The sequence below is a fragment of the Achromobacter sp. 1011811831 genome, from assembly GCF_059760905.1.
Genome location: NZ_JCBANG010000120.1, coordinates 1 through 15,315, shown reverse-complemented (window position 1 = coordinate 15,315; position 15,315 = coordinate 1). Strand labels below are relative to the sequence as shown.

Sequence of the window (15,315 nt, the reverse complement as noted above, 5' to 3'; positions counted from 1 at the left end):
GGCCGATCCCGCCGTCGAGCCCGCCGATGCGGCCGCGAAGCAGGCCGCCAGGCGCACCCGCGCCGTGACGGCGCTAGCCGCCGGAACAGGCGCGAAGGCCTCCACGAAGGCCGCAACCAAAACCGCATCGAAGACCACAACCACAGCCGCCGCCAAATCGGCCGCCACCCGCAAACCCGCCAACAACAAGACCAAACCGCAATGAACCTGCCGTCCTCCACGCATTACGACAAGCTCATCGCCCGCGCCCAGACCCTGTCGGCCGCGCCCTGCGCCATCGCCCATCCCTGCGACGAACCGTCGCTGTCGGCCGCGCTGGAAGCGCGCGACCTGGGCCTGCTGCAGCCCATCCTGGTCGGTCCGGAGCGCAAGATCCGCGAAACCGCCGCGCAGTTCCGCCTGAACCTGGGCGACGCGCGCATCGTCGACGCGCCGCACAGCCACGCGGCGGCCGAGACCGCCGTGGCGCTGGTGCGCAGCGGCGAGGCCAGCCTGCTGATGAAGGGCAGCCTGCACACCGACGAACTCATGCACGAGGTCGTCGCGCGCAACACCGGGCTGCGCAGCAGCCGCCGCATCAGCCATGTGTTCATCATGGAAGTGCCCACCTACCCGGAGCCGCTGTTCATCACCGACGCGGCGATCAACATCTTCCCCGACCTGGAAACCAAGGCCGACATCATCCGCAACGTGATCGACCTGCATCACGGGCTGGGCCTGGGCGAGCCGCGCGTGGCCATCCTGTCGGCGGTGGAACAGGTCACGCCCAGCATCCCCAGCACCATTGAAGCCGCCGCGCTGTGCAAGATGGCGGACCGCGGCCAGATCGCCGGAGGCCTGCTGGACGGCCCGCTGGCGCTGGACAACGCCATCAGCCCGGAAGCGGCCCGCATCAAGGGCATCCGCTCGCACGTGGCGGGCGTGGCCCAGGTGCTGGTGGTGCCGGACCTGGAAGCCGGCAACATGCTGGCCAAGAACCTGACCTTCCTGGCCAACGCCGAGGCCGCTGGCATCGTGCTGGGCGCGCGCGTGCCCATCATCCTGACCAGCCGCGCGGACAGCCCGCGCTCGCGCCTGGCCTCGGCGGCGGTGGCGGCGATCTACTCGCACCACCTGGCCCAGCAGCAGGCCCGCCCGCTGGCCTGAGGCCGGCCAGGCTTCGGTTTCGTCCTTCGCCCACCGCAACGGATTCCCCCATTCCATGTCCGACACCATCCTCGTCATCAATGCAGGCAGTTCCAGCATCAAGTTCTACCTCTACGACATCGACGGCAAGGAAGAGCTGGCGCCGCGCCTGGGCGGCCAGCTCGAAGGCATCGGCACCACGCACCCGCGCCTGCGGGTGCGCGATGCCGCCGGCCAGACGCTGGTCGAGCGCGACATCGCTCCCAGCCACGCGCCCGACGTGCCCAATGGCCAGGAAGTCGTGGGCACCTGGCTCAGCGGCCACCTGGGCGGCGCGCCGCTGGCCGTGGGCCACCGCGTGGTGCACGGCGGCCCCGAGCTGTCCGAGCCGGTGCTGATCGATGACGACATCCTGGCGCGGCTGGATGCCTACACCCCGCTGGCTCCGCTGCACCAGCCCAACAACCTGGCGCCCATCCGCGTGATCCGCGAGCGCCGCCCCTGGATTCCCCAGGTCGCCTGCTTCGACACCGCCTTCCATCGCAGCCATTCCGAGGTGGCCGACCGCTACGCCCTGCCCGACTCGCTGTACCAGCAGGGCGTGCGGCGCTACGGCTTCCATGGCCTGTCCTACGAGTACATCGCCCAGCGCCTGCAGCGCGCGCTGCCCGAGGTCGCGATGGGCAAGATCGTCGCCGCCCACCTGGGCTCGGGCGTGTCGGCCTGCGCCATCCACCAAGGCAAGAGCGTGGACAGCACCATGGGCTTCACCGCGCTGGAGGGCCTGCCCATGGGCACGCGGCCGGGCCGGCTGGACCCCGGCGTGGTGCTGTGGATGATGGAACGCGGCATGAGCCATGACGAGATCGAGCACCTGCTCTATCACGACTGCGGCATGAAGGGCCTGTCCGGCATCGGCAACGACATGCGCGAGCTGCTGGCCAGCGACGCGCCCGGCGCGAAACTGGCCCTGTCCTACTTTGCCTGGCGCGTGGCCGAGGGCATGGCCGGCCTGGGCTGCGCCATGAACGGCATCGACGCCATCGTCTTCACCGCCGGCGTGGGCGAGAACTCCCCCGCCATCCGCCAGGCCATCAGCGAGCACTGGGGCTGGCTGGGCATCAAGCTGGACCCGGAACGCAACGCCCATCAGGGGCCGCGCATCTCCAGCGACGACAGCCGCATCGGCGTCTACGTGGTCCGCACCAACGAGGAGCTGATCATCGCCCAGCACACGCTCGCCCTGGTGAAACAACGATGAACGCGCCGCTACCGCTGGCCGGCAAGCGCGGCCTGATCACCGGCATCGCCAATGCCGATTCCATCGCCTGGGGCTGCGCCAAGGCCTTCCGCGCCATGGGCGCCGAACTGGCCGTGACCTACCTGAACGACAAGGCCTTGCCCCACGTCCGACCGCTGGCCGAGCAGGTGCAGGCCGACGTGCTGATGCCGCTGAACCTGCTGCACGAAGGCGAACTGGAGGCCGTGTTCGAGCGCCTGGAGCGCGAATGGGGCGCGCTGGACTTCGTGCTGCATTCCATCGCCTTCGCGCCGCGCGAGGACCTGCACGGCCGCGTCACCGACTGCTCGCGGGCCGGCTTCCTGCAGGCCATGGACGTGTCCTGCTGGTCCTTCATCCGCATGGCCAAGCTGGCCGAGCCGCTGATGAAGAACGGCGGCGCGCTGTTCTGCATGAGCTACTACGGCTCGCAGATGGTGGTTGAGCACTACAACATGATGGGGCCGGTCAAGGCCGCGCTGGAATCGGCCACCCGCTACCTGGCCGCCGAGCTGGGGCCGCAAGGCATCCGCGTGCATGCGATCTCGCCGGGACCGCTCAAGACGCGCGCCGCCTCGGGCATCGCCGAGTTCGACACGCTGCTGGACCGCGCCCAGGCCAAGGCGCCCGCGCGCAGCCTGGTGTCCATCGACGACGTGGGCGAGGCCACGGCCTGGCTGGCCACCGACGCCGCGCGGCGCATGACGGGGCAGACGCTATATATCGACGGCGGGTATCACATCATCGATTGAGCGCTGCGGCGCGCCCGGAACCGCTCCCTGGCCAGCGCCTCGACGCCCTCAAGCGCGCGCAGCGTCTAGGAGACCCCCACCAGGCGCAGTATCAGCAAGCCCATGCCGACGCCTGCGAGCGCAAGCAGGATCATCCAGGGTCGGATGCCGCTGCGCGGCACTTCACCCGGCGCGGCAGCCATGCCGTCATCTGGCGGCGACACAAGACGAACGGCCGGCGCCGCATCGCGCTCGCCGGACATGTCCGCACCCATGATCGTGCCGGGCTCCACGCCGTTGCGCGGTCCCGTCCATTGCTTGAGTTCGCTGATGTCCACGCCCGCTTGCCTCAGCATGTCCTGCAGGGATCCGCGGCCCATCTCCTGCTGCAAGGCTTCGATGTGCTCGCGCTGCTCGCGCGGAACCTGATCCAGGCTGTCGTAGCGACGGCCGTTTACCGTGACCGCGCCGTTCTTGATCCGGACGTCGAACGACCCTTCCTGGTCGCTGCCGGCGTAGCTCCATTCCTCGCTGACATGGACGCGGCCATCGCCAGAGGCCTCAGCCCCGCCGGACGACTCACTCGGCGGACCGCTGCTGGCGGACCAGCTGCGGGTCGTGGTGCTGTGACGCCAGGTCTTGCTGTGCTCGGTCATCGAATCGTCACCCTCGATAGATCTTGCGGACTAGCGGCGCGGTCGCGAAACAGGAATTGCCGCATCCGTGCGTTGAGCAGAATAGTCGAATTCCCCGTCAGAATGCCCTGAGCGGCGACAGCGCCCAGCACAGCCGCCCTTGCGCTGGCCGGCTCCAGGAGGAATGCGCCGCATCAACCCAGCTCGGCCGGCGCCGGCTGGCGCCAGCGCTCGATGGCGTCCACCGCCTGTTCCGGGCTGCCGAAGATCTTGTCGCGGCCGATCTTCTTCACCAGGCCCGAACGCTCCAGCGCGGTGCGGAACTGGCCGTGCCCGCCCGCCACCAATAGCGTCATGCCGCGCGCGTCCAGCTCGCGCTTGAGTTCGTACAGCGCCTCGACCGCGTCGGCGTCTGCCTGGGTCATGGCCTCAGCGTCCAGCACGAACCATTGCACGTCGCCGGCCTGGTCCATGACCTCGCGAGCGCGCCGCCGGAACGTGTCGGCATTGAAGAACCATACCGGCGACTCGAACAGCCAGATCACCGTGCCGGGCACGGGTTGCGCCTCCGGATTCAAGTGCAGCTTGCCCAGCACCGACTCGCCTGGCTGGCGCCCCAGCAGCGCGTCGCGCGGATTGCCCGACACGTACATGGCATAGAGCAGCGTCGCGCCCACCGACACGGCCACTCCCTGCAGCACGCCGAAGCCGACCACGCCGACCGCGGCCAACACGCCGAACGCCAGCTCGATGCGGGAAATGCGGGCCAGCCGCATGAAGGCGTGCCCGTCGAACAGGCTGGCCGCCGCCAGCAGCAAAATGGCCGACAGCACGGCCTGCGGCAGCCAATAGAGCGGCCCGCTGAGCAGGCCCACGACCACGGCCAGCGCCGCCGCCGCGCTGATGCTGACCAGCGGCGACGAGCCGCCCGCCACCAGTCCCACCGCCGTGCGCGAGTCGGCGCCGGTCACGACGAAGCCCTGGAACAGCCCGGCGGCCACGTTGGCCGCGCCGAAGCCGACCAGTTCGCGGTTCGGATCGATATGCTCGCCGCTGCGGGCCGCGAAGCTGCGGGCGGTGACGATGCCGCTGGAAAAACTCACCACCAGCACGCCAGCGGCGCCCAGCAGGATGTCATCCACGCCGTCCAGCCGCACCGGCAGGCTGAGCGCCGGCAGGCCAGCCGGCACCTCGCCCACCACGGCGATGCCCATGCCGGGAAAATCGAAGGCCCAGGACGCCGCGCAGGCGCCCACCACCAGCAGGATGGGGCCGGGCCAGTTGGGACGCCAGCGCTTGAGCGCGATCAGCAGCAGGCAGGAGCCCAGCCCCAGCGCCAGCGTCGGGATGCGGATTTCCGGCAGGCGGCGCGACAGCTCCAGGAAGGGATGGATCAGCCCGCTGTTGCGCAGGCCCACGCCGGTCAGGCCGCTGAGCTGCGACAGCGCCAGCGTGATCGCCACGCCCGCCATGTAGCCGATCAGCACGGGCCGCGACAGCAGATTGGCCAATACGCCCAGCCGCAGCACCCGCGCGATCAGGCAGCCCATGCCCACGGTCAGCGCGATGCCGGTGGCCGCCACCAGCCGGTCCTGCGGATCGGTCAGCGCCATGCCGGTGAGCGTGGCGGCGATCAGCGTGCAGGTCGCGGTATCAGGCCCGACGATCAGGGTGCGCGACGATCCGAACACCGCGTAGCCCAGCATGCCGGCGATCGCCGCCCACAAGCCGGCCACTGGCGGCACGCCCATCATGGCGGCGTAGGCCAGGCCCACGGGCAGCGCCACGGCGGCCACGCTCAGGCCGGCCATGACATCGCGGCGGGCGGCATCGCGGCTCAGGCCGCGCAGATGGTTCAGGCCAGGGAAAAAGCGCAGGTTCATAGGCTGGGAAAGAAGCGTCGGTGGGACCGCCAAGCCTACACCAAGGCGGCTGTCCGGCGGCGGGGCCAGATCAACGGCCAAGACGATAGCCGGAACGGCAGGCGCCTGGCATCCCTTGCGCCGACGCGCAAAGAAAAACGCCGGTCCCGCCGCAAGGCGGAACCGGCGTTCTTGCCGGACGCGTCAACCAGGGACTCAGGCGGCGCGGGCTTCCAGCACGGCCACGGCCGGCAGCGTCTTGCCTTCCAGGAACTCCAGGAAAGCGCCGCCGCCGGTGGAGATGTAGCCCACCTGCTCGCCGATGCCGTACTTGGCGATGGCGGCCAGCGTGTCGCCGCCGCCGGCGATCGAGAAGCCGGCCGAACCGGCGATGGCGCGGGCCACCACTTCGGTGCCGTTGGCGAACTGGTCGAACTCGAACACGCCGACCGGGCCGTTCCAGACGATGGTGCCGGCCTGCTTCAGGATCCCGGCCAGCTGCGCCGCGGTCTGCGGGCCGATGTCCAGGATCATGTCGTCGTCGGCCACGTCCCCGGCCGCCTTGACGGTGGCCTCGGCGTCGGCGCCGAAGGACTTGGCGCAGACCACGTCCACCGGGATCGGCACGTCGGCGCCGCGCTGCTTCATCAGCTCGATCACGGCGCGGGCCTGATCGACCTGGTCGGGCTCGGCCAGCGACTTGCCGATCGACAGTCCGGCGGCCAGCATGAAGGTGTTGGCGATGCCGCCGCCCACCACCAGCTGGTCGACCTTGTCGGCCAACGATTGCAGGATGGACAGCTTGGTCGAGACCTTGGAGCCGCCGACGATGGCGACCAGCGGACGCTTGGGCTCATGCAAAGCGCGGCCCAGCGCGTCCAGCTCGGCTTCCAGCAGCGGACCGGCGCAGGCCACCGGCGCGAAGCGCGCGATGCCGTGCGTGGTGGCCTCGGCGCGGTGCGCCGTGCCGAAGGCGTCGTTGACGTAGACGTCGCACAACGCGGCCATCTTCCTGGCCAGCGCCTCGTCGTCCTTCTTCTCGCCGACGTTGACGCGGCAGTTTTCCAGCAGCACGACCTGGCCGGCGTCGACCTTGACGCCATCGACCCAGTTCTGCACCAGCTGCACGGGCATGCCCAGCAGCTCGGACAGGCGCTGGCCGACCTTGGCCAGCGAATCGGCCTCGGTCAGCACGCCCTCTTTCGGGCGGCCCAGGTGGGACGTGACCATCACGGCCGCGCCGGCGTCCAGCGCCAGGCGGATGCCAGGCACGGAGGCGCGGATGCGCGTGTCTTCGGAAATGCGGCCGGCGTCGTCGAACGGCACGTTCAGGTCGGCGCGGATGAACACGCGCTTGCCGGACAGGGCGCCGGCCTTGGCCAGCGCGGACAGGGTTTGTACCTTGGGCATATGCTTTGCTTCCTAGAGTTGGCGAACAAAGGGGACGAACCCGCTTTCCGCCGTGGCGGAAAACCTGTTCGTCCCCTTCGATCCGACAGCGATGCTTACTTGGCCGACATCAGCGCGACGGTGGTGTCGAGCATGCGGTTCGAGAAGCCCCACTCGTTGTCGTACCAGGACGAGACCTTGACCAGGCGGCCCGAGACCTTGGTCAGCGACGCGTCGACGGTGCTGGAGGCCGGGTTGTGGTTGTAGTCCACCGAAACCAGGGGCTCGGTGTTGTAGTCCAGGATGCCCTTCAGCTCGCCCTCAGAGGCGGCCTTCAGGATGCTGTTCACTTCTTCGGCGGTCGTGTCGCGCTTGGCCACGAAGGACAGGTCGACGATCGACACGTTGATGGTCGGGACGCGGATGGCGTAGCCGTCCAGCTTGCCGTTCAGTTCCGGCAGCACCAGGCCGACCGCGGCGGCGGCGCCGGTCTTGGTCGGGATCATGCTCATGGTGGCCGAACGGGCGCGGCGCAGGTCTTCGTGGTAGACGTCGGTCAGGACCTGGTCGTTGGTGTAGGCGTGGACCGTGGTCATCAGGCCGTTTTCCAGGCCCAGCTTGTCGTTCAGCGGCTTGACCAGCGGGGCCAGGCAGTTGGTGGTGCACGACGCGTTCGAGATGACGGTGTCGGTGGCCTTCAGCACGCCGTGGTTGACGCCGTAGACGACGGTGGCGTCAACGTCCTTGCCGCCGGGAGCCGAGATGATGACCTTCTTGGCGCCGCCCTTGATGTGCGCGCCGGCCTTTTCCTTGGTCGTGAAGAAGCCCGTGCACTCCAGCACCACGTCGACCTTCAGCTCGCCCCAGGGCAGCTCGGCCGGATTGCGGTTGGCCAGCACGCGGATCTTGTCGCCATTGACCACCATGTAGTCGCCGTCGACTTCGACGGTGCCCGGGAACTTGCCGTGGGCGGTGTCGTAACGGGTCAGGTGGGCGTTGGTCTTGGGATCGCCCAGGTCGTTGATGGCGACGATTTCGATATCGTGCTTCTTGCCACCTTCGTAGTGGGCACGCAGGATGTTGCGGCCGATGCGACCGTAACCGTTGATGGCGACGCGAATGGTCATGACTAGGCTCCTTTTTTACAGAACTTGCTTGACGGTCTCGGCCACCTTGTCGGCGGTCAGCCCGAAGAACTTGAACAGCGCGCCGGCCGGGGCGGATTCGCCATAGCGGTCGATGCCGACCACGGCGCCTTCCAGGCCCACGTACTTGTGCCAGAAGGCGGTCACGCCGGCCTCGACGGCCACGCGCGGCAGGCCCTTGGGCAACACGGACTGCTTCCAGGCGGCGTCCTGCTTGTCGAACACGTCGGTGCTGGGCATGGAGACCACGCGCACGGCGACGCCGTCCTTGGCCAGCTGGGCCTGCGCGTCCAGCGCGATGGCGACTTCCGAACCGGTGGCGATGATGACGGCGCGGGCGCCTTCGGCGTCGCGCAGCACATAGCCGCCGCGGGCGATGGCGGCCACGGTGGCGGCATCGCGCTGCACGAAGGGCAGGTTCTGGCGCGACAGCAGCAGCGCGGTCGGGCCACCGTCATGCACGTCCATGCCGATGCTGGTCGGACGCGTCACGGCGGCGTTCCAGGCCACGGCGGTCTCGGCCGTGTCGCAGGGACGCCAGAGCGACAGGTTGGGAATCAGGCGCAGGCTGGCGGCGTGCTCGATCGACTGGTGGGTCGGACCGTCCTCGCCCAGGCCGATGGAGTCGTGCGTGAACACGTGCACCACGCGCTGCTTCATCAGCGCGGCCATGCGGATGGCGTTGCGCGAGTAGTCGGAGAAGGTCAGGAAGGTGCCGCCGAAAGGCAGGTAGCCGCCGTGCAGCGCCACGCCGTTCATGATGGCGGCCATGCCGAATTCACGCACGCCGTAGTTGATGTGGCGGCCGAACTGGATGCCCTGTTCGCCGGCGCGGACGGCGGCGACGCCCTTCCAGTCGGTGAAGTTCGAGCCGGTCAGGTCGGCCGAGCCGCCCAGCATTTCGGGCAGCAGCGGGGCCAGGGCCGTGATGGCGAACTGCGAGGCCTTGCGGGTGGCGACGGTTTCGGCCTTTTCCAGCGTGGCGTCCAGGAACGCCTTGAACTGTTCGGCGTAGCCGGCGGGCATTTCACCCTTCATGCGGCGCTTGAATTCGGCGGCCTCGGCGGGGAATTCGGCGGCATAGGCGTCGAACGCCGATTGCCATTCGGCCTGGGCGGCGGCGCCCTGCTTGCGGCCGTCCCAGCCGTCGTAGATGGCTTGCGGGATCTGGAACGGCTCGGCCGACCAACCCAGCGCGGCGCGGGTGGCGGCGATCTCGTCCTTGCCCAGCGGGGCGCCGTGCACGTTGTGCGTGCCGGCCATGTTGGGCGAGCCCTTGCCGATGACGGTGCGGCAGACGATCAGCGTCGGCTTGGCCGACTGCGAGCGGGCCTGCTTGATGGCGGCGTCCACCGCGGCAACGTCGTGGCCGTCGATGCCGCGGATCACGTTCCAGCCGTAGCCCTCGAAGCGCTTGGCGGTGTCGTCGGCGAACCAGTGCTCGACATGACCGTCGATGGAGATGCCGTTGTCGTCATACAGCACGACCAGCTTGCCCAGCTTCAGCGTGCCGGCCAGCGAGCAGACTTCGTGCGAGATGCCTTCCATCAGGCAGCCGTCGCCGGTGAAGGCGTAGGTGTGATGGTCGACGATGGTGTGACCGGGCTTGTTGAACTCGGCCGCCAGCAGCGCCTCGGCCAGCGCCATGCCGACCGCGTTGCCCAGGCCCTGGCCCAGCGGGCCGGTGGTGGTTTCCACGCCCGGGGTGATGCCCACTTCGGGATGGCCCGGCGTCTTGGAGTGCAGCTGGCGGAAGTTCTTCAGCTCTTCGATCGGCAGATCGTAGCCCGTCAGGTGCAGCAGGGCGTAGATCAGCATGGAGCCGTGGCCGTTGGACAGCACGAAGCGGTCGCGGTTGGCCCAGGCGGGATCCTTGGGATTGTGGCGCAGGTTGCCGGCCCACAGGGCCTGGGCGATTTCCGCCATGCCCATCGGAGCGCCCGGATGCCCGGAATTCGCTTGTTGCACGGCATCCATCGCGAGGGCGCGGATGGCATCCGCCAAGGCAAGTTTAGGGGCGGTCGGATTGCTCATTCGAAAGGCTCTTTGATGCTGGCCGACCCATCGGGAAATAGGGGCCAGTTAAGTAGGTTGCGAAGCAAAAGATTTTAGCACCTGGGGATTTCCCCCCGCCCATCGGCCGGAAGGGCGAGGCGGAGCGCCGTTTTCACCCCTGTCAGAAACAACGTAGTTCCCGCAATTGCGGGGATCGGGTCCGACATTCAATATGGGACCGCCTGCTACCTTCCGGATCTCGCTACGATGATCGCCATGCTCAATATCACGCTTCCCGCCAAGGGCTTCGTCGCCTTGCGCAACGCGCTGGGCGAAGCGCCCGCGATCGCGATCAGCCAGGCGCTTGACGAGGCCCAGGTTCGCGGCGAAGCCGAGCTGGCCGCGAAGATCCTGGCGGAATCAGAAGCCCGGCTACGGCAGGCCAGCGCTGCATCCGACGCCAAGCTGGAGCGGTCCCGCGCGGAATTCCAGCAGGTGCACCGCGAGTTGCGCGAGCAGATCGCCCAACTGCCAAACCGCGAGGAACTCAAGCGCTTCGCCACCCACGCCGACCTGGCCGAACTGCGCGCCCATGTGCTGCGCCTGGACAAGAAGATGACCGTGGGCTTCCTGGCCCTGAGCGCGCTGCAGCTGGCGCCAAACGCCCCGCTCTTCCTGGAATGGGGCGCCAAAATGGTAGGCTACGCGCTTAAATAGGGCTTGCCTGCACTGACACGCAGCATGGCGCCGGCATCCGCGCCGCAAGCCCCTGCTCCCGTCACGCCATTCTGCAACATTCATGTCCGACCCTCGCTTCTTCTGCGATGTCCCGCTAGCCCCCGGCGCCCGGATCGCCCTGCCCGAAGCCCTGGCCCATCACGCATTGCGCGTGCTGCGTCTGCGCCCTGGCGAAGCCATCGTCCTGTTCGACGGCAAGGGCGGCGAATATCCGGCCGTGCTCGAAACGGAAGGCAAGACGGGATACGCCCAACTGGGGCCGTTCAACCCCAGGGAAGCGGAGCCAGCCGGCCGCATCACCCTGGTCCAGGGCCTGCCTTCGGGCGACAAGATGGACTGGGTGATCGAAAAGGCCGTGGAGCTGGGCGCGGCCCGCGTCGTCCCGGTGGCGGCCCAGCGCAGCGTGTTGCAACTGGCCGGCCCCCGGCTGGAAAAGCGGGTGGCCCACTGGCAACGCATCGCCCAATCGGCCAGCGAGCAATGCGGCCGCAATCGCCTCATGAACGTGGACGCGCCGCAAACGCTGGCGCAATGGCTGGAGCAGCCGGCCGAAGGCCTGCGGCTGCTGTGCCATCCGGATGCCGACGACGACCTGGCGGGCACCCTGGCCGCCCTGCGAAATCAGGACGGCACGCCGGCGCTGACCTTGCTGGTGGGTCCCGAGGGCGGCTGGTCCGACAAGGAACTCGATCAGGCGCGAGCGGCGGGCGTGCGGGCAGTCAGGTTCGGCCCCCGGGTGCTGCGCACGGAAACGGCCGGCCTGGCGCTGATCGCCGCCGCGGCAGCCCTGCTCGACTGGTGATGCCTGCCCTGCCCGGCGGGCAGTGAACAAATGGCGCCAACCGCATCGCCCCAGGACTGAGGCGGCCTTTCTTCAGTCTTATTCGTTGTCGCCGTAGGGCGCGGCGGCGACGCCAGGTTCGGGATCGGGATGACGGCCCGCATGCTCGACCACATACGCAAAGATGCGGCCATTCTCGTGGGCGAACTCAGCCGCGTCGGCGCAGACGGCCTCGATCCGGGCAGCGTCCTCTTCCAGGGCGGGATCGCCGGAATGCAGCCGGTACAGCCACAGCACCACGCCGACCTTGTGATCCAGGACGGTATCGCACAAGCAATCGTAGAGCGCGTCCAGGTTGCCGCCGAAATATTCGGGGAAATCCACCGCCTTGACGATGGCGCGCAGCACGGCAGAGCGGCTGCGGGCCGGATCGCAATTCGCCACGAACAGCGCCAGGCCAAGCTCATGCGCGGCATCTACCACGGCCTTCTTGTCCAGCCCCTCGTCATGGGGCAAGGCGCCGCCGCGCCGCAACTGGCGCTGCAAGGTAGATTGGGCATTGCGCGTCATGCCTGTGCCTCCTCGAAAAAGGCGATAACTTCGCGATTACGCTGCATCGTATCGGCATAACCCAGTTCTATCAATCGCTTGGTGTAGCTGGATTCGAACAGCAGATACGACATCAGCGCGCCGCCCCCGGGCCGGCCTGGATCGGACGATACACCGAGTACGCGAAAAAGGGCACGGGCCTGCGCCGGCATGTCATCCAGGTGCTCCAGCGCCAGCAGATCGAGCGACCGGCTGGGCGTGATGCTCAATACCCGGATCCGGCGCATGGTGCCGTCCTGGCCATCTGGAACGGCGTGCTCCATCAACTGGTTGATGCGCTCCAGCCGTTCGACGTCGGCCGACAGGCCGTCCAGGAAGATGCTGGACAGCGCATGGCCGCCCACCTGCGCCAGCGACGGATACGGCGGCGTATCCTCGCGGTTCTCTGGATGGGTTTCGTCGCGGAATCCGGTACCGACCACCAGCACCCGGTGGGCGCCCAGATGGATCGCCGGACTGATGGGCGCGAGCTGGCGCATGGAACCATCGCCGCACCATTCCCCCTTGCCGTGGACGTCGACACGGCGCGCGGGAAACACGAAGGGTATGGCCGATGAGGCCATCAGGTGGTCGATGCCGATGTCCGTGGGAATCGCCAGGCGCAGGTAGCGATGCCAGGGTTCGATGGGCCGGTGCGCCTGATAGAAGGTCAGGTGTTCGCCGCTGGTATAGCCTGATGCCGTGATGGCCAGCGCCGACAGCGAGCCCCGTTCCAGGTTGGACTGCAGGTTGCCGAAGTCCAGCACCCGGCCCAGCAAGGCCTGCAACGGGCTGTTGTCCAGCAGCGACTGGGGCCGCTTGCGCGTCAGGCCGGAATACATCCAGCCGAGCGACAACAGGCCCAACCAGCGCACGCCGGTGCGGATCAGGCCGGGCGCGTCGGCCCGGTAGATCATGTCGGTACTCAGCGAGGACCACAGGCGGCGCACCCGCCGCACCCCCAGGTGCGGACGGTCGGCACGGCAGGCCAGCGCGGCGGCGTTGATGGCGCCCGCCGAGGTGCCGCAGATGATGTCGAAGGGATTCTGGAAACGGGAGTGCCAATCCGGATCCAGCAATTCCATGATGGCGCTGAGCACGCCGACCTGGTAGGCGGCGCGCGCGCCGCCCCCGGTCAGGACCAGTCCGGTCGGCGTGCGCGGACACGCCGGGCCGGCGGGAGTGACTTCAACGCGGCGTATTGACATCGACCACTGTCATGGCGGTCATGTTGACGATGCGGCGCACGGTCGAGCTGGAGGTCAGGATGTGCACCGGCGCGTTCGCGCCCAGCAGGAACGGACCCACCGCCACGTTGCCGCCGGCCGCCGTCTTGAGCAGGTTGTAGGCGATGTTGCCCGAGTCCACGTTCGGGCACACCAGCAGGTTGGCCTCGCCCTTGAGCGTGGACGAAGGCAGGATGCGCAGGCGCAGCGCCTCGTCCAGCGCGCAGTCGCCATGCATCTCGCCGTCGATCTCCAGGTCCGGCTCCATCTGGCGCACCAGTTCCAGCGCGCGGCGCATCTTCGCGCCCGAGGCCGAGCTGCCCGAGCCGAAGTTCGAGCGCGACAGCAGCGCGACCTTCGGCGCCAGGTTCATGCGGCGCATGGCTTGCGCCGCCATGCGCGTGAACTCGGCGATCTGCTCGGCCGTGGGTTCGTCGTTGACGTGCGTATCCACCAGCACCACCGTGCGCTCGTTCAGCAGCAGGATGTTCATGGCGGCGTAGACGTTGTCGCCAGGGCGACGACCGATCACTTCATCCACGAAGCGCAGGTGATCGTGATAAGCGCCCACGGTACCGCAGACCATGCCGTCGGCGTCGCCCACATGCACCATCATCGCGCCGATCAGCGTCAGGCGGCGGCGCATTTCCACGCGCGCCATTTCCTTGGTGATGCCACGGCGGCACATCAGCTCCCAGTACGTGGTCCAGTACTGGTGGAAGCGTTCGTCGTATTCCGGGTTGGTGACTTCCACGTCCTCGCCCAGGCGCAGGCGCAGGCCGAATTTCTCGATGCGCGACAGCAGCACGGCGGGACGGCCCACCAGGATGGGACGCGCCAGGCCTTCGTCGACGATGACCTGCACCGCGCGCAGCACGCGCTCATCTTCGCCCTCGGTGAAGACGATGCGGGATTTTCCGCCGCCGCGCACGATGCGCTTGGCCGCCGAGAACAGCGGCTTCATGAAGGCGCCCGAGTGGTACACGAACTGCTGCAGCTGTTCCTCGTACGCTTCCAGGTCCGCCAGCGGACGCGTCGCCACCCCGCCTTCCATCGCCGCCTTGGCCACCGCCGGCGCGATCCGCACGATCAGGCGCGGGTCGAACGGCTTCGGAATCAGGTAATCCGCACCAAACGAGATGTCATACGTGCCATAGGCCGCCGCCACCACTTCGTTCTGCTCTTCCTCGGCCAGCTCCGCGATCGCGTACACCGCCGCCTTTTCCATCTCGCGCGTGATCGTCGTCGCGCCCACGTCCAGCGCGCCCCGGAAAATGTACGGGAAGCACAGCACGTTGTTCACCTGGTTCGGATAGTCCGACCGACCCGTGGCCATCACCACGTCGTCGCGCACCCCGTGCGCCACCTCCGGCAGGATCTCCGGCGTCGGGTTGGCCAGCGCCAGGATCAGCGGCCGAGTACCCATCGCCGCCACCATCTCCGGCTTGAGCACGCCGCCGGCCGACAGGCCCAGGAACACGTCCGCCCCCTCGATCACCTCGGCCAGCTTGCGCGCGTCCGTCTTCTGCGCGAAACGCGCCTTGTCCGGATCCATCAGCGTCGTGCGGCCCTCGTACACCACCCCTTCGATATCCGTGACCCAGATGTTCTCCAGCGGCAGGCCCAGGTCCACCATCAGGTCCAGGCACGCCAGCGCCGCCGCGCCCGCGCCCGAAGTCACCACCTTCACCTGATCGATCTGCTTGCCCACCACCTTCAGGCCATTGATGAACGCCGCCGACACGCAGATCGCCGTGCCATGCTGGTCGTCGTGGAACACCGGGATCTTCATCCGCTCGCGCAGCTTGCGCTCGACCGTGA

General features: G+C 68.3%; 14 protein-coding genes. 6 read left to right on the top strand and 8 right to left on the bottom strand.

Annotation, left to right across the window (positions count from 1 at the left end):
- The 4 genes from AC6LJ9_RS28065 to fabI form a co-directional block, all read left to right on the top strand.
- A partial coding sequence (locus AC6LJ9_RS28065) for a hypothetical protein (RefSeq protein WP_498150094.1) occupies nt 1–205 on the top strand: 205 nt, incomplete at its 5' end.
- Nucleotides 202–1,146, top strand: coding sequence for a phosphate acetyltransferase (locus tag AC6LJ9_RS28060; protein ID WP_212319796.1), 945 nt, complete (start codon nt 202–204; stop codon nt 1,144–1,146). The genes AC6LJ9_RS28065 and AC6LJ9_RS28060, both read left to right, overlap by 4 nt.
- 55 nt (nt 1,147–1,201) lie before the next feature.
- Nucleotides 1,202–2,386 carry an acetate/propionate family kinase gene (locus AC6LJ9_RS28055; RefSeq protein ID WP_212319794.1) on the top strand — a complete coding sequence of 395 codons (1,185 nt, stop codon included), beginning with the start codon at nt 1,202–1,204 and terminating at the stop codon, nt 2,384–2,386.
- A complete protein-coding gene (fabI, locus tag AC6LJ9_RS28050; protein WP_212319792.1) occupies nt 2,383–3,156 on the top strand; it encodes an enoyl-ACP reductase FabI in 774 nt (257 codons plus the stop codon). Before AC6LJ9_RS28055 ends, fabI begins: the two co-directional genes overlap by 4 nt.
- A gap of 65 nt (nt 3,157–3,221) precedes the next feature.
- Here fabI and AC6LJ9_RS28045 read toward each other — a convergent pair whose 3' ends face one another.
- The 5 genes from AC6LJ9_RS28045 to tkt all read right to left on the bottom strand — a co-directional run bounded on the left by AC6LJ9_RS28045 (nt 3,222) and on the right by tkt (nt 10,200).
- Nucleotides 3,222–3,791, bottom strand: coding sequence for a hypothetical protein (locus AC6LJ9_RS28045; RefSeq protein WP_498150093.1), 570 nt, complete (start codon nt 3,789–3,791; stop codon nt 3,222–3,224).
- 173 nt (nt 3,792–3,964) lie between these two features.
- Nucleotides 3,965–5,653, bottom strand: coding sequence for a SulP family inorganic anion transporter (locus AC6LJ9_RS28040; protein WP_498150092.1), 1,689 nt, complete (start codon nt 5,651–5,653; stop codon nt 3,965–3,967).
- A 195-nt stretch (nt 5,654–5,848) separates the two neighbouring features.
- Nucleotides 5,849–7,042, bottom strand: a complete 1,194-nt coding sequence (locus AC6LJ9_RS28035; RefSeq protein WP_498150091.1) for a phosphoglycerate kinase — start codon at nt 7,040–7,042, stop codon at nt 5,849–5,851.
- 95 nt (nt 7,043–7,137) lie between these two features.
- Entirely contained in the window at nt 7,138–8,148 is a 1,011-nt protein-coding gene (gene gap, locus AC6LJ9_RS28030; RefSeq protein ID WP_498150090.1) for a type I glyceraldehyde-3-phosphate dehydrogenase, read from the bottom strand.
- Nucleotides 8,149–8,163: 15 nt separating this feature from the next.
- Nucleotides 8,164–10,200, bottom strand: coding sequence for a transketolase (gene tkt / locus AC6LJ9_RS28025; protein WP_498150089.1), 2,037 nt, complete (start codon nt 10,198–10,200; stop codon nt 8,164–8,166).
- A gap of 228 nt (nt 10,201–10,428) precedes the next feature.
- On the opposite strand from tkt, the gene AC6LJ9_RS28020 reads away from it, so the two are divergent.
- Both AC6LJ9_RS28020 and AC6LJ9_RS28015 read left to right on the top strand, forming a co-directional pair.
- Nucleotides 10,429–10,878 carry a hypothetical protein gene (locus AC6LJ9_RS28020; protein WP_498150088.1) on the top strand — a complete coding sequence of 150 codons (450 nt, stop codon included), beginning with the start codon at nt 10,429–10,431 and terminating at the stop codon, nt 10,876–10,878.
- An 82-nt stretch (nt 10,879–10,960) separates the two neighbouring features.
- Nucleotides 10,961–11,701, top strand: coding sequence for a 16S rRNA (uracil(1498)-N(3))-methyltransferase (locus AC6LJ9_RS28015; RefSeq protein WP_498150087.1), 741 nt, complete (start codon nt 10,961–10,963; stop codon nt 11,699–11,701).
- Between the two features lie 78 nt (nt 11,702–11,779).
- Here AC6LJ9_RS28015 and AC6LJ9_RS28010 read toward each other — a convergent pair whose 3' ends face one another.
- The 3 genes from AC6LJ9_RS28010 to AC6LJ9_RS28000 form a co-directional block, all read right to left on the bottom strand.
- Nucleotides 11,780–12,250, bottom strand: coding sequence for a barstar family protein (locus AC6LJ9_RS28010; protein WP_103275848.1), 471 nt, complete (start codon nt 12,248–12,250; stop codon nt 11,780–11,782).
- Nucleotides 12,247–13,476, bottom strand: a complete 1,230-nt coding sequence (locus AC6LJ9_RS28005; RefSeq protein WP_249205413.1) for a patatin-like phospholipase family protein — start codon at nt 13,474–13,476, stop codon at nt 12,247–12,249. The genes AC6LJ9_RS28010 and AC6LJ9_RS28005 overlap by 4 nt, the downstream gene beginning before the upstream one ends.
- Nucleotides 13,457–15,315, bottom strand: a 1,859-nt coding sequence (locus AC6LJ9_RS28000; RefSeq protein WP_498150086.1) for an NADP-dependent malic enzyme, incomplete at its 5' end; no start/stop codon positions are given. The genes AC6LJ9_RS28005 and AC6LJ9_RS28000, both read right to left, overlap by 20 nt.